Source organism: Actinomycetospora callitridis (assembly GCF_028737265.1).
GTDB lineage: Bacteria > Actinomycetota > Actinomycetes > Mycobacteriales > Pseudonocardiaceae > Actinomycetospora > Actinomycetospora callitridis.
In genome coordinates this window covers 366,700-380,113 of sequence record NZ_JAQZAK010000001.1, presented here as the reverse complement: position 1 = coordinate 380,113, position 13,414 = coordinate 366,700, and the positions used below count along the sequence as shown (strand labels likewise).

Genomic DNA, 13,414 nt, shown 5'->3' with positions numbered 1-13,414 from the left:
GCCTGACCAGCATCTCCGGTCAGTTCACGCCGCGTCGGTGACCGGCCCAATAGGGCTCGCGAAGCCGGAACTTCTGCACCTTCCCGGTCGCCGTGCGGGGGATGGCGTCGCGGAACTCGACCGTCGTCGGGGCCTTGAACCCGGCCAGGCGTTGTTTGCAGTGGGCGACGATGTCTTGCTCGCTGATCTCGGTGCCGGGGGTCCGGACAACGAGTGCCTTGATCGTCTCGCCCCACCTCTCATCGGGCACGCCGATCACGGCCACTTCGGCGACCTCGGTCAGATGGGAGATGCAGTCCTCGACCTCGATCGACGACACGTTCTCCCCGCCGGTAATGATCACATCCTTCTTCCTGTCCGAGATCGTCAAGTGGCCTTCATCGTCGATCGAGCCGCCGTCGCCGGTGTGGAACCACCCGCTCGCCAGCGCCTCGGACGTGGCGTCGGGATTTTCCCAGTAGCGGTCCAGGACGACGTTGGAACGGACGAGCACCTCCCCGACGTCCGAGATCTTCACCTGCACGCCGAGTGCCGGTGCACCGGCGCGTCCCAACCGGTGTGCGCGTTCCCGGGCGGGAAGTGCGGTGTCGGCCGGCCGCGTCCGGTTGAAGGTGACGATCGGCGACGTCTCGGTCAGCCCATAGATCTGGATGAACTCCCAGCCCAGTTCCTCGTCGATGCGCTGGATCATCCGCGTCGGCGGCGGCGCGCCGGCGCACACGATCCGTACGCGTCCCCGACCGGGGACGTCACCATCCCACGTGGCGGCAGCGTCGAGCACCGCGTTCCACACAGCGGGGGCTCCGCACATGACCGTGACACCGTGCTCGTCCACGCGGCGGAGAACCTCGGCACCGGCCACCTTGCGCAGCACCACCTGCTTGGCCCCGAGCCCGGCCAGCGGGTACGGCAATCCCCATCCGTTGGCGTGGAACATGGGTAGCGTGTGCAGGTAGACGTCGCGTTCCCAGAGGCGAAGGTGCATGCCGAAGCTCATGGCGTTGACCCAGATGTTGCGGTGCGTGATCTGCACACCCTTGGGACGAGCCGTCGTTCCCGAGGTGTAGTTGATCGTCGCCGTCGCGTCCTCCTGCGGGTCCGACCATGCGCAGGGCGCGACATCGAACCGCATCACGTGCTCGTCGGTCTCCCCACCCAGCACGAACCGATGCCGAGCCTGAACCGTCTTGAGCGGCTCGTCGAGCTCTGGGTCGACGAACAGTGCCGACGCCCCGGACTGTCGGACGATGTAGTCGACTTCCTCGGCGCGGAGGCGGAAGTTCACGGGGACGCAGACCCGCCCGCTGGACGGCACCGCGTACATCAGTTCGAGCAGCCTGGTGGCGTTGTGGCTCACCACGGCGACCCGCTCGCCCTCGCCGACGCCGAGCCCGTCCAGGCCGGCTTGCCAGGCGCGGACGCGCATGAGCAGGTCGGCGTACGTCATCGTCCGCACCGGAGCCCCGGGCTGGACGGGCTCGTCGACGACGGCGACGGCATTCGCGCTGACGGCCTCCGCCCGATCCAGGAAGTCATTGACGGTCAGTGGCACACGCATGGGCTGGCCTCCGTGTCTGGCGGACTCTGCGGGTGAGGCAGCCGGTCGGCTCGCCAGGTGTCCCGTCCCGTCCTTCTCGTCACCGTCCTCGGGCAACGGACACCCTGCGGGCACAGCGACATCACCGGCAGGTTGCTGTCCGGGGTCCGAGTGGCCGCCATCACCACCTCCTCCCGAGCGGCGACGCGGGCGACGAGCGCCCTCCACGGGCGTCGCCCACCGAGACGGCGCGCGAGCCGACTGAGCGCCGTCCCGGCCTGACAGCGGCTGCCGACGCGGGACCGCGTCGCCGGAGGCCCACGACCCACCCGTGTCCTGCTCGGCACCGGGCGGGCCGGGGACTGCAGAACGTCGCCGACCACCGTCGCGGTCGACCGCGGACCTCTCCTTCCGGTGACACAAGGCTTGTCGTGCGGCCACGGAACTCGCGCCGCGACGCCACAGACCGCGTCGGAGAACCGGTCGACCCTGGGTGCAGGCCGGCACGCCCACCACCGTGCCGCACTGCACCTCGCCGGAGGACCACCATGACCGCTACGCACTCGTCCGCCCCGCCGACACCGGCTCCGGAGGACGACGTCCCCGTCGACGCCCCCTCGGTCGCACCGGTCCCGCTGACCTACGACCACCTCGCCCGCACGGCGGGTCGCCGCTGGTACCACGGTCCTCTGGCGCTGCTGTCGGTCGTCGTCGTGGGCCTGCTGTTCGTGCTCGTGGTCGGGTTCACGTCCGGCCTGGCTGCGGTGATCGCGGGCATCCCCCTCGGCGCCGACGCCCTCCCGATCGACCCCGGCTGGTCGGCCGCGGTCATCTTGGTGACCGTCGCCGCCGCCCTGCCCGCGGTGCTGCTGGTCGTGCGGTTCGTGGAGCGGCGGCGGCCCGGGACGCTGTCGTCGGTCACCGGGCGCCTGCGCGGTCGCTGGCTCGCCGTGTGCCTGGTCCCCGCGCTCGCGGTGTCCGTCCTCGCCGGCCTGGTGGCCGAGCTCGTCGACCCGACCGAGGGCACCTTCGCGGGCTGGTCGTCGTTCCTCGGGGTCGCCGTCGTGGCCCTGGTGCTCACACCGTTCCAGGTCGCGGCCGAGGAGTACCTGTTCCGGGGCTGGATCGTGCAGACGTTCGGCGCCGTCGTCCGCAGCCCGTGGCCCGGCGTCGCCGTGAGTGCTGTCCTGTTCGCGCTGGTCCACGAGGGTGCGACGGCGAGCGCGTGGGGCTTCGCCGACCTCGTGGTGTTCGCGGTCGCGCTCTCGCTCGTGACCCTGCGCACCGGCGGCCTCGAGGCGGCCCTGGCTCTGCACATGGTCCACAACGCCGTCAGCTGGGTCGTCTCGGCCGCCTACGGCGCGACCGGCTCCATCGCCGACTACACCGAGGTCGGAGCCGGGGTGTTCGTCCTCTCGGCGCTTGGGATGGTGGTCTCCGTGACCGCCGTGCTGGCGCTGGCGCGGCGCCGGGGCGTCGAGACCACGGGTGTGGCGTCTCCCCGGGAGTGACCCCGAGGCCGATCAGGAATCGGCCGCCCCGTCGTCGGTCCTCGTAGCCCCTGACCCCGGTGGAAGGATCGACGACCATGACCGACGCCGCACCATCGGGCGCCGACGAGGCCGCGGTGCTCGCGGCGATCCGCTCGGGCGACACGGCGCGGTTCGCGTCCCTCACGGAGCGCCACCGGCGTGAGCTGCAGGTGCACTGCTACCGGATGCTCGCGAACTACGAGGACGCCCAGGACCTGACGCAGGAGACGTTCCTGCGGGCGTGGAACAAACGGGAGTCGTTCCAGGGCCGCGCCGCGCTGCGGACCTGGCTGTACCGGATCGCGACGAACGCCTGCCTCGACTTCCTGGAGAAGCGCAACGACCGCACACCCGTCCCGTCCGAGCTGGCGGACCCCGCCTCCGAGCTGCTGTACCTGCAGCCCTACCCCGACCGGATGCTCCCCGAGGACCCGCAGGAATCGGTGGTGGCGCGGGAGACGATCGAGCTGGCGTTCATCGTCGCCGTCCAGCACCTGCCGCCGCGGCAGCGGGCGGTGCTCGTCCTGCGCGACGTCCTCGGCTGGCCGGCGTCGACGGCCGCCGACGCCCTCGACCTGACCGTCGCCTCGGTGACCAGCGCGCTGCAGCGGGCCCGCGTGACGATGCGCGAGCAGCTGCCCGACCGCCGCCTCGACTGGCGCAGCCCCGCCACCCACGAGCTGTCCGACGACGAGCGCGCCGTGGTGCGGTCGTACATCGACGCCCACGAGCGCAACGACCTCGACGGGCTGACGGCCCTGCTGCGCGAGGACCTGCGCTTCGCGATGCTGCCCGAGCTGGGCCCCGTGCTCATGACGGCCGAGGACGCGGTGGACGGCTGGGTCTCCGGCGGACTCTTCGAGCGCGGCCACGACGACTGGCGCGGTACCACCACGACGGTCAACCACATGCCCGCCGCCGTGCTGTACCTCCGCGCGCCCGACGACCCGGAGTACCGGTTGTTCGCCCTCGCGGTCCTGCACGTCGTCGACGGGAGGATCGCCGAGCTCCTCGGGTTCGACGCCGCCGACCAGCCGTGGCTGGGACTGCCCGCGACGCTGTGATCATCTCCTCGTCTCGTACCGGGTCAGCAGCACCCCGCCGGGGAACGTCCGCGTCTCGACCAGGTCCAGGTCCACCCAGCTGTCCAGGGTCGTGAAGAACGGCGTGCCGCCACCCACGAGGACCGGGTGGGTGACGATCGCGTACTCGTCGATCAGCCCGGACCGCATCGCTGCTCCCGCGAGCGTCGCCCCGCAGATGTCCATGGGGCCGCCGTCCTCGGCCTTGAGCCGGGTGATCTCGGCGACCGCGTCGCCGGTGACCAGCCGGGTGTTCCCGTCGACCTCGTCGATCGTCGAGGAGAACACCACCTTCGGCATGTCCCGCCAGCGTCGCGCGAACTCGATCACCGCCGGTGTGGCGTCCGGCTGCTCGTCGGCCGTCGTCCAGGAGGAGCTCATGGCCTCCCACAGCTTGCGTCCGTAGAGCGCCAGGCCCGTCGCCTCCACCCGGTCGGACCACCACCGGAAGAACTCGTCGCCCGGCGACGAGTCCGGTCCGTCTCCCCCGCTCCAGCCGAGATCGTCGCCGGTCGCGGCGATGTAGCCGTCCAGTGTCACGTTCATGCCGTAGATCAGTTTCCGCATGGTGCCCCTCCCGTGGGTCGATCCCACAGGTACCGACGGGCGGGGGGCGGGAACCTGATCGGTCCGCGCCACGGGGACTCAGCCGACGAGCGCGGCGCGGGTGCCCGCGGCGATCGCCAGGTCCTCGCGGGCGGCCACCACGAACGACGCCACCGGGGCGCCCGCGGCGCCGATGTCGGTGTCGCCGTCGGCGGTGTCGTTCCTCGCCTCGTCGACGTCCACGCCGAGGAAGGCGAGCCGCTCGGCCGCGCGGCGCCGCACGAGGGGCGCCCTCTCCCCCACCCCGCCGGTGAACGCCAGGACGTCGAGGCCGCCGGCTGCGGCGGCCATCGAGGCGATGCCGCCCACCAGGCGGTGCAGGTAGACCTCGAGCGCGAGCGTCGCGGCCGGCTCGTCCCGCGCGACCGCGGCGACGATCGCGCGCATGTCCGCCGTCCCGGCGAGCGCCGACAGCCCGGACCGTGACTCCAGCGCCGTCGCGATCTCGTGCGGGGCGAGGCCCTCGTGCTCCTCCAGCCAGAGGACGAGTCCGGGGTCCACGCTCCCGGAGCGGGTGGCCATGACCAGGCCCTCGAGCGGGGTGAACCCCATGGTCGTGTCGACGCTGCGGCCGTCCACCACCGCGGCGAGGGACGCTCCGGCGCCGAGGTGGCAGGTGACCACCCGCTGGTCGGTCCGCCCCGTCAGATCGGCCACCCGTCCGGCGCAGTAGCCGTGGGAGAGCCCGTGGAAGCCGTACCGGCGGATCGCGTAGCGCTCGCGCCACTGCGCCGGGACGGCGTAGGTCGCGGCGGCGTCCGGGATCGTGGCGTGGAAGGCGGTGTCGAAGCAGGCGACCGCGGGCACGTCCGGCAGGAGCCGGGACACGGCGTCGAGCCCGGCGAGGGACTTCGGCTGGTGCAGCGGCGCGAGGGAGCCGAGCTCCTCCAGGGCGTGCCGGACCTGCGCGTCGATCACGGTGGGCCGGGTGAACCGGGTGCCGCCGTGGACGACCCGGTGGCCCACCGCGTCGGGCGTCGCCCAGCCGTCGAGCAGGGCCGTCAGGTCGTCGCCGGCCACACCGTCCGGCCCCGCCTCCACGTCCGCCGCCTGCTCGACGGTGTCGTCCCCGCCGAGCAGGCGCAGCTTGAGGCTGGACGAGCCGGCGTTGACGACGAGGACCCGGCTCACTCCCAGGTCCACCCGGAGATCGCCGGGTCGTCCTCGCCGTGCTCGCGGGTGTAGCGGCGGGCGGCGAGCCGGGCGTCCTCCATGCGCTGGCGGAGGACCGCGGCGTTGCTGCCGAGGGCCGGGACGCGGTCGATGACGTCCATGACGAGGTGGAAGCGGTCCAGGTCGTTGAGCATCACCATGTCGAAGGGCGTGGTCGTCGTGCCCTCCTCCTTGTAGCCACGGACGTGCAGGTTGTGGTGGTTGCTCCGGGAGTAGGTGAGCCGGTGGATGAGCCACGGGTAGCCGTGGAAGGCGAAGATCACCGGCTTGTCCGGGGTGAAGAGCGCGTCGAAGTCCCTGTCCGACATGCCGTGCGGGTGCTCGCTGGCGGGCTGCAGCCGCATCAGGTCGACCACGTTCACCACCCGCACCTTGAGATCCGGGGTGTGCTCGCGCAGCAGCTTCGCCGCGGCGAGGGTCTCCAGGGTCGGGATGTCTCCGGCGCAGGCGAGGACGACGTCCGGCTCGCCCTCGGTGTTCCCGGCCCACTCCCAGATGCCGACGCCCCGGATGCAGTGGGCGATCGCCTGGTCCATCGCCAGGTAGGTGAGCTGCGGCTGCTTCCCCGCGACGATCACGTTGATGTAGTGCCTGCTGCGCAGGCAGTGGTCGCCCACCGACAGCAGCGTGTTGGTGTCCGGCGGGAGGTAGACCCGGACGATCTCCGCCTTCTTGTTGATCACGTGGTCCAGGAAGCCGGGGTCCTGGTGCGAGAACCCGTTGTGGTCCTGACGCCAGACGTGCGAGGAGAGCAGGTAGTTCAGGGACGCGATCGGTGCGCGCCACGGGATGCCGAGCGTCGTCTTGAGCCACTTGGCGTGCTGGTTGAGCATCGAGTCGACGATGTGGATGAACGCCTCGTAGCTGGTGAACAGACCGTGCCGTCCGGTCAGCAGGTAGCCCTCGAGCCAGCCCTGGCACAGGTGCTCGGAGAGGACCTCCATCACCCGGCCGCCGGGGGCGAGGTGGTCGTCCCCGTCGACCACGGTGGCGTTCCAGGCCCGGTCCGTCACGTCGAACGCCGCCTGCAGCCGGTTGGACGCGACCTCGTCGGGCCCGAAGAGCCGGAAGCGGTCGTCGTTGCGGGCGACGATGTCCCGGAGGAACTCGCCCAGGACGGTGGTCGCCTCGCTCGTCGACGCGGCCGGCTTCTCCACCGGGACGGCGTAGTCGCGGAAGTCCGGCATCGCGAGGTCCCGGAGGAGGCGGCCGCCGTTGGCGTGCGGGTTGGCGCTCATCCGCCGATCCCCCTCGGGCGCGAGCGCGCGGAGCTCCGGGACGAGGCGGCCCTCGGCGTCGAAGAGCTCCTCGGGCCGGTAGCTGCGCATCCACTCCTCGAGCTGGGCCCGGTGCCGGCGGTCGGTGCGCGTTCCGGCGAGCGGGACCTGGTGGGAGCGGAAGGTGCCCTCCACCTGCTTCCCGTCGACCTCCTTCGGCCCCGTCCAGCCCTTGGGCGTCCGCAGCACGATCATCGGCCAGGCGGGGCGCGTGGAGCCCGGATCGGCCTTGATGGCGGCGATGTCGTCCAGGACGGTGTCGAGGGTGGCGGCCAGCTCCTGGTGCACGGCGGACGGCTCGTCGCCGACGACGAAGTGCGGCGTGTGGCCGTAGCCGCGCAGCAGCGACGCGAGCTCGTCGTCGGGGATGCGGGCGAGCACCGTCGGGTTGGCGATCTTGTAGCCGTTGAGGTGCAGCACGGGCAGCACGACGCCGTCGCGGCGCGGGTCGAGGAACTTGTTCGAGTGCCAGCTCGCGGCGAGCGGCCCGGTCTCCGCCTCACCGTCGCCGACCACGCACAGCGCCAGCAGGTCCGGGTTGTCGAACACCGCGCCGTAGGCGTGCACGAGCGCGTAGCCGAGCTCGCCGCCCTCGTGGATCGAGCCCGGCGTCTCCGGCGCGACGTGGCTGGGGATGCCGCCCGGGAAGGAGAACTGCCGGAACAGCGCCCGCATCCCGTCGACGTCCTCGCCGAGGCTCGAGTAGACCTCGCTGTAGGTGCCCTCCAGGTACGCGTTCGCGACGAGCCCCGGCCCGCCGTGCCCGGGCCCGGTCACGTAGAGCGTGTCCAGGTCCCGCTGCCGGATCGCCCGGTTCATGTGCGCGTAGAGGAGGTTGAGGCCCGGGGTCGTGCCCCAGTGGCCCAGCAGCCGCGGCTTGACGTGCTCCGGGCGCAGCGGTTCCCGCAGCAGCGGGTTGTCCAGCAGGTAGATCTGCCCGACGGAGAGGTAGTTCGCCGCCCGCCAGTACGCGTCGATCAGGGCCAGGTCGTCAGCGGTCGCCGGCTGGGACATCCCGGTGCTCCTCGCGTCGAGCGATCAGGAGCGGAACGTAGCCCTCCGCGACGGCCCCCGGCGAGCGCCGAACGGCCCTGCCGGTGCCGGTGAGCAGGCTCCGACCGCGACCCTGGTAGCAGCCCTCGTCCCCGTGGTAGACCCTTCACGGGAGGTCGACGATGACGCGCCTGGGTGCGGAGGACGACGTCTTCGATCCGACGGTCTTCGCCCGCGGGGTGCCGCACGAGGCGCTGCGGCGGCTGCGGGACGAGCGGCCGGTCGCCTGGCAGGACGAGCACGCCGTCGGCGACTGGCCCGCGGGCCCCGGCTTCTGGGCCGTCACGCGCTACGACGACGTCCGGTACGTCCTGCGCACCCCGGAGGTCTTCAGCTCCGCGCGGGGCGCGACCCAGATCCGCGATCCCGAGCCCGAGGACCTGCCGTTCCTCCGCCGCATGATCCTCAACATGGACCCGCCGGAGCACCAGCGGCTCCGGAAGCTCGTGACGGCCGCGTTCACGCGCCGGCGCCTCCAGCGCTTCACCGACGACGTCGCCGCCCGTGCTCGCGGCCTGCTGGCGGACGTGGCCGGCGCCGGGGCGTGCGATCTGCCCCGCCAGGTCACCGACGACTTCCCGCTGGCCAACCTCGCCGAGCTCATGGGCGTCCCCGGGTCCGACCGGCACCTGCTGCTCGAGTGGACCAACCGCGTGATCGGCTACCAGGACGACGAGCACGCGCAGGTCGTCCGCGACGAGCGTGGGCGGCCGGTGAACCCGCGGTCGCCGGCGATGCTCGCCGAGATGTTCGCCTACGCGGGCGAGCTGGCCGACCACAAGCGTCGCCACCCCGCCGACGACGTCATGACCGCGCTCGTCGAGGCCCGGGTCGACGGCGAGTCGCTCGACGACACCGAGCTGCAGATGTTCTTCTTCCTGCTCACGATCGCCGGCAACGACACCGTGCGCTCCGCGCTGCCCGGCGGCGTCCTGGCGCTCGTCGAGCACCCCGGGCAGTACCGCCGCCTTCGCGAGGACCGCTCGTTGCTGCCGGGCGCGCTCGAGGAGATGCTGCGCTGGCACCCGCCGGTGCTGACCTTCCGTCGCACCGCGGCGCGGGACACGACGCTGGGCGGGGTCGAGATCGCGGCGGGCGACAAGGTCGTCGTCTACCACGTGTCCGCGCACCACGACGAACGCCACTTCGCCGACCCGTTCCGCTTCGACGTCGCCCGCGACCCCTGCGACCACCTCGCGTTCGGCCAGGGCCCGCACCTCTGCCTGGGCGCGCAGTTCGCGCGCCTGCAGATGCGGGAGTTCTTCACCGCGTTCCTCGACCTGTTGCCCGAGGTCGAGCTCGACGGCGCCCCGCGGCGGCTGACGTCGAACTTCATCAACGGCCTGACGCGTCTGCCGCTGCGCTGGTGACCAGGAGGAGCACATGTACTACCAACGGGTCGGGGACGTGCCCCCGAAGCGCCACACCCAGCACCGGCACGCCTCCGGAGCCCTGCACGCCGAGGAGGTCATGGGCGAGGAGGGCTTCAGCTCGGACTCCTCGATCCTCTACCACCTCGCGATCCCCTCGGCGATCGTCGATGCGACCCCGTGGACGCCCGGCGACCTCACCACGACGACGAACCAGCCGCTGCTGCCGCGGCACCTCGAGCTGCACGGCCTCTTCCCCGGTCAGGAGTGGAAGGCCGCCGACCCCGTGACGAGCCGGCGGCTCGTGCTCGGGAACGCGGACGTCCGCATCTCCTACGTCGTGGCCGGGGAGACGTCGCCGCTCTACCGCAATGCGGTCGGCGACGAGTGCGTCTACGTCGAGTCCGGGCAGGGCGTGGTCGAGACGGTCTTCGGCACGCTCCCGGTCACCGGCGGCGACTACGTGCTCCTGCCCCGTGCGACCACCCACCGCTGGCTCCCGCGCGGCGACGAGCCGCTGCGCTGCTACGTGATCGAGGCCAACTCGCACATCGCGCCACCCGCCCGGTACCTGTCGCGCTACGGCCAGTTCCTCGAGACGGCGCCCTACTGCGAGCGCGACATCCAGGGGCCGGACGGGCCGCTGGTCGCCGACGAGCTCCACGCGGACGTGGAGGTGTTCGTCAAGCACCGCGACTCCCGCGGCGGCGTCACCGGCACCCGCTACGTCGTGCCGACCCACCCGTTCGACGTCGTCGGCTGGGACGGCTGCCTCTACCCGTACACGTTCGCCGTGGCCGACTTCGAGCCGATCACCGGACGGGTGCACCAGCCCCCGCCGGTGCACCAGGTCTTCGAGGGCGCCGGCTTCGTGATCTGCAACTTCGTGCCCCGCAAGGTCGACTACCACCCGCTGTCGGTGCCGGTGCCCTACTACCACTCCAACGTCGACTCCGACGAGGTCATGTTCTACTGCGGCGGGAACTACGAGGCCCGGAAGGGCTCGGGCATCGGGCAGGGCTCGGTGAGCCTGCACCCCGGCGGCCACTCGCACGGGCCGCAGCCGGGCGCCGTCGAGCGATCCCTCGGTGCGGAGTCGTTCGACGAGCTCGCGGTCATGGTCGACACGTTCCGTCCCCTCGAGCTGGGCGAGGGCGGGGTCGCGTCCGACGACGGGCGCTACGCCTGGACGTGGGCGGGTCGCGGACCGGCGCGGTGACCCCGGACGACGGCTGGGGCCTCGACAACCTGCCCTACGGCGTCGTCGACGCCGGCGACGGCCGCCGGCTCGGCGTGGCCCTCGGCGACGAAGTGATCGACGTCGGCGCCCTCGCCGCGGCCCACGGGTCGCCGCTGGTCGACGTCCTCGACGTGCCCTCGCTGGACCCGCTGCTCGCCGGGACCCCGGCGCTGTGGCGTCGGGTGCGCGAGGCCCTCACCGGCTGGCTGGGATCTCCCGGGTGGCGGACCGTCCGCTCGCCGCGACCCCTGCACCACCGGCGCGACGCGGTGACGATGCACCTGCCCTTCACCGTCGGCGACTACGTCGACTTCTACGCGAGCGAGCACCACGCCACGAACGTCGGCCGGATCCTGCGCCCCGGGTCGCCCACCCTGGCGCCGAACTGGAAGCACCTGCCCGTCGCCTACCACGGGCGGGCCGGGTCGGTCGTCGTCTCGGGCACGCCCGTGCGCCGGCCGAACGGGCAGCGCCGGACCGACGACGGGCCGCCGACGTACGGGCCGACCGAGCGCCTCGACATCGAGGCCGAGGTCGGGTTCGTGATCGGCGGGCACAGCGCGCTCGGGGAGCCGATCCCGGTCGGCGAGGCCGCCGACCACCTCTTCGGGGTGGTGCTGGTGAACGACTGGTCCGCCCGCGACGTGCAGGCCTGGGAGTACGTGCCGCTGGGCCCGTTCCTCGGCAAGTCGTTCGCGACGTCGATCTCGGCGTGGGTGGTGCCGTGGGCGGCGCTCGAGCACGCGCGCCTCGACCCACCCCCGCGGGACGTGCCCCTGCTGCCCCACCTCGTCGACCCCGGGGACGCCGCCCTGGACCTCGCCCTCGAGGTCCGTCTCAACGGGCACGTGATCTCCCGTCCGCCGTTCCGGACCACCTACTGGACCGCCGCCCAGCAGCTCGCCCACCTGACGTCCAACGGGGCGCCGACGCGACCCGGCGATCTCTTCGCCAGCGGGACGGTCAGCGGTCCGGCGCCCGACGAGTACGGGTCGCTGCTCGAGCTGAGCTGGGGCGGCCGTGAGCCGCTCACGCTCCCCGACGGGAGCCTCCGCAGCTTCCTCGCCGACGGGGACGAGGTCACCATCACCGCCCGGGCCCCGGGACCCCGAGGTCGGACGATCGCGCTGGGCCCCGTCACCGGCGTCGTCACGGCCGCCGGCTGACCCTTCAGCGGGTGCCGGGCGACAGGGAGCGCAGCAGCATCGCCTCGGCGAGCACGCAGCGCCCGAACATCCCCAGGTCGAGGCTCTCGTCGACGCCGTGCCAGCGGCTGGCCGGGTCGCCCACGCCGGTGACCAGCACCGCCGCGCCGGGGAAGGTCCGCGCGAACTCGGCGATGAACGGGATCGTGCCGCCCATGCCCATCTCGACCGTGCCGTGGCCGAACGCGGCGGACAGCGCCTCGCGAGCGAGGTCGTAGACGTCGCCGGTGGCCTCGAGCGCGAAGGGCTCGCCGCTGGCGCGGGTGGAGACCTCGAGGTGGGCGCCCCACGGGACGTGGCGGCGCAGGTGCTCGGTGACGGCCTCGACGGCGCGCCCCGACTCGTCGCCGGGAGCCAGCCGAACGCTGACCATCGCGCGGGCGCGCGGCAGCAGGATGTTCGCCGACCCGTCCACGGCCGGCGCGTCGATGCCGAGCACGGCGATCGCCGGCTTGTGGGCGAGGCGCTCGGTGATCGTCCCGGTGCCGAGGGGCTCGACACCGTCGAGCAGGCCGGCGTCGCCGCGGAAGGTGTCCTCCTCGACGTCGGGCGCCTCTGACGACCCGACCGTCAGGCCCGCGACGGCGACCTCGCCCTTGTCGTCGTGCAGCGTCGCGAGCAGGCGACACAGGGCGGTCAGGGCGTCGCCCGCGGGGCCGCCGAACATCCCGGAGTGCACCGCGCGCTCGAGCATCGAGACCTCGACGACGATGTTCGCCAGGCCGCGCAGGCTCGTGGTGAGCGCGGGGACGTCGACGGCGGGGTTGGCGGCGTCGGCGATCACGATGACGTCGGCCGCGAGGGAGTCGCGGTGCTCGGCGAGCAGCGCGGGCAGCGTCGGCGACCCGGACTCCTCCTCGCCCTCGACGAACAGCAGCACGCCCACCGGCGGCCGGCCGTCGAAGGCCCGCAGGGTGGCGAGGTGGGTCATGACGCCGGCCTTGTCGTCGGCGGCCCCACGCCCGTACAGGCGGCCGTCGCGCTCGTGGGGCTCGAACGGCGCCGTGGTCCACAGCTCGTCGCCGCCGGTCGGCTGGACGTCGTGGTGGGCGTAGAGCATGACGGTCGGGGCGCCGTCGGGGGCGGGCCAGTGCGCGACGACGGCCGGCGCCCCGCCCTCGGCGGCGATGACGTCGACGCGCTGCGCCCCGGCCCCCCGGGCGAGGGTGGCGACCGCGTCGGCCGAGCGGCGGGTGTCCTCGGCGTGGGCCGGGTCGGCCCAGATGCTCGGGATGCGCACCAGCGCCTCGAGGTCGGCGCGGGCGTCGGGGAGCACGGCGTCCACCGCGGCACGCAGGTCTGCAGGGGGCTCGGACGGCGTCGGGGACGACATGCCGTG

General features: G+C 72.8%; 10 protein-coding genes. 5 read left to right on the top strand and 5 right to left on the bottom strand.

Annotated elements, in window-relative coordinates; genetic code table 11:
- Positions 1 to 19: 19 nt before the first annotated feature.
- Positions 20 to 1,558: an AMP-binding protein gene (locus tag PH191_RS01845; RefSeq protein ID WP_274192930.1), complete on the bottom strand. Its 1,539-nt coding sequence runs from the start codon at positions 1,556 to 1,558 to the stop codon at positions 20 to 22.
- Positions 1,559 to 2,085: 527 nt separating this feature from the next.
- On the opposite strand from PH191_RS01845, the gene PH191_RS01840 reads away from it, so the two are divergent.
- Positions 2,086 to 3,048, top strand: coding sequence for a CPBP family intramembrane glutamic endopeptidase (locus PH191_RS01840; protein WP_274192929.1), 963 nt, complete (start codon positions 2,086 to 2,088; stop codon positions 3,046 to 3,048).
- Between the two features lie 77 nt (positions 3,049 to 3,125).
- Positions 3,126 to 4,133 carry an RNA polymerase subunit sigma-70 gene (locus PH191_RS01835; RefSeq protein ID WP_274192928.1) on the top strand — a complete coding sequence of 336 codons (1,008 nt, stop codon included), beginning with the start codon at positions 3,126 to 3,128 and terminating at the stop codon, positions 4,131 to 4,133.
- On the opposite strand, the gene PH191_RS01830 is transcribed toward PH191_RS01835, so the two are convergent.
- The 3 genes from PH191_RS01830 to PH191_RS01820 all read right to left on the bottom strand — a co-directional run bounded on the left by PH191_RS01830 (position 4,134) and on the right by PH191_RS01820 (position 8,221).
- A complete protein-coding gene (locus tag PH191_RS01830; protein WP_274192927.1) occupies positions 4,134 to 4,718 on the bottom strand; it encodes a dihydrofolate reductase family protein in 585 nt (194 codons plus the stop codon).
- Positions 4,719 to 4,796: 78 nt separating this feature from the next.
- The gene (locus PH191_RS01825) at positions 4,797 to 5,900 is read right to left on the bottom strand and encodes an acetate/propionate family kinase (protein ID WP_274192926.1); all 1,104 of its coding nucleotides are present in this window, start codon (positions 5,898 to 5,900) and stop codon (positions 4,797 to 4,799) included.
- Entirely contained in the window at positions 5,885 to 8,221 is a 2,337-nt protein-coding gene (locus PH191_RS01820; RefSeq protein ID WP_274192925.1) for a phosphoketolase family protein, read from the bottom strand. The genes PH191_RS01825 and PH191_RS01820 overlap by 16 nt, the downstream gene beginning before the upstream one ends.
- Before the next feature lie 161 nt (positions 8,222 to 8,382).
- Here PH191_RS01820 and PH191_RS01815 point away from each other — a divergent pair, with 161 nt between their 5' ends.
- Genes PH191_RS01815 through fahA form a run of 3 tightly spaced genes read left to right on the top strand, consistent with a single transcriptional unit; the run spans position 8,383 to position 12,036 of the window.
- Positions 8,383 to 9,630: a cytochrome P450 gene (locus PH191_RS01815; protein ID WP_274192924.1), complete on the top strand. Its 1,248-nt coding sequence runs from the start codon at positions 8,383 to 8,385 to the stop codon at positions 9,628 to 9,630.
- Between the two features lie 13 nt (positions 9,631 to 9,643).
- Positions 9,644 to 10,849 carry a homogentisate 1,2-dioxygenase gene (locus tag PH191_RS01810; RefSeq protein WP_274192923.1) on the top strand — a complete coding sequence of 402 codons (1,206 nt, stop codon included), beginning with the start codon at positions 9,644 to 9,646 and terminating at the stop codon, positions 10,847 to 10,849.
- Positions 10,846 to 12,036, top strand: a complete 1,191-nt coding sequence (gene fahA / locus PH191_RS01805; protein WP_274192922.1) for a fumarylacetoacetase — start codon at positions 10,846 to 10,848, stop codon at positions 12,034 to 12,036. The genes PH191_RS01810 and fahA overlap by 4 nt, the downstream gene beginning before the upstream one ends.
- Positions 12,037 to 12,040: 4 nt before the next feature.
- On the opposite strand, the gene PH191_RS01800 is transcribed toward fahA, so the two are convergent.
- Positions 12,041 to 13,408, bottom strand: coding sequence for a dipeptidase (locus PH191_RS01800; RefSeq protein WP_274192921.1), 1,368 nt, complete (start codon positions 13,406 to 13,408; stop codon positions 12,041 to 12,043).
- Between the last annotated feature and the right edge of the window lie 6 nt (positions 13,409 to 13,414).

Coding starts and splice junctions, on each gene's coding strand:
- PH191_RS01845 (WP_274192930.1), bottom strand. CDS start 1,558: ATGCGTGTGCCACTGACCGTCAATGACTTCCTGGATCGGGCGGAGGCC.
- PH191_RS01840 (WP_274192929.1), top strand. CDS start 2,086: ATGACCGCTACGCACTCGTCCGCCCCGCCGACACCGGCTCCGGAGGAC.
- PH191_RS01835 (WP_274192928.1), top strand. CDS start 3,126: ATGACCGACGCCGCACCATCGGGCGCCGACGAGGCCGCGGTGCTCGCG.
- PH191_RS01830 (WP_274192927.1), bottom strand. CDS start 4,718: ATGCGGAAACTGATCTACGGCATGAACGTGACACTGGACGGCTACATC.
- PH191_RS01820 (WP_274192925.1), bottom strand. CDS start 8,221: ATGTCCCAGCCGGCGACCGCTGACGACCTGGCCCTGATCGACGCGTAC.
- PH191_RS01815 (WP_274192924.1), top strand. CDS start 8,383: ATGACGCGCCTGGGTGCGGAGGACGACGTCTTCGATCCGACGGTCTTC.
- PH191_RS01810 (WP_274192923.1), top strand. CDS start 9,644: ATGTACTACCAACGGGTCGGGGACGTGCCCCCGAAGCGCCACACCCAG.
- PH191_RS01800 (WP_274192921.1), bottom strand. CDS start 13,408: ATGTCGTCCCCGACGCCGTCCGAGCCCCCTGCAGACCTGCGTGCCGCG.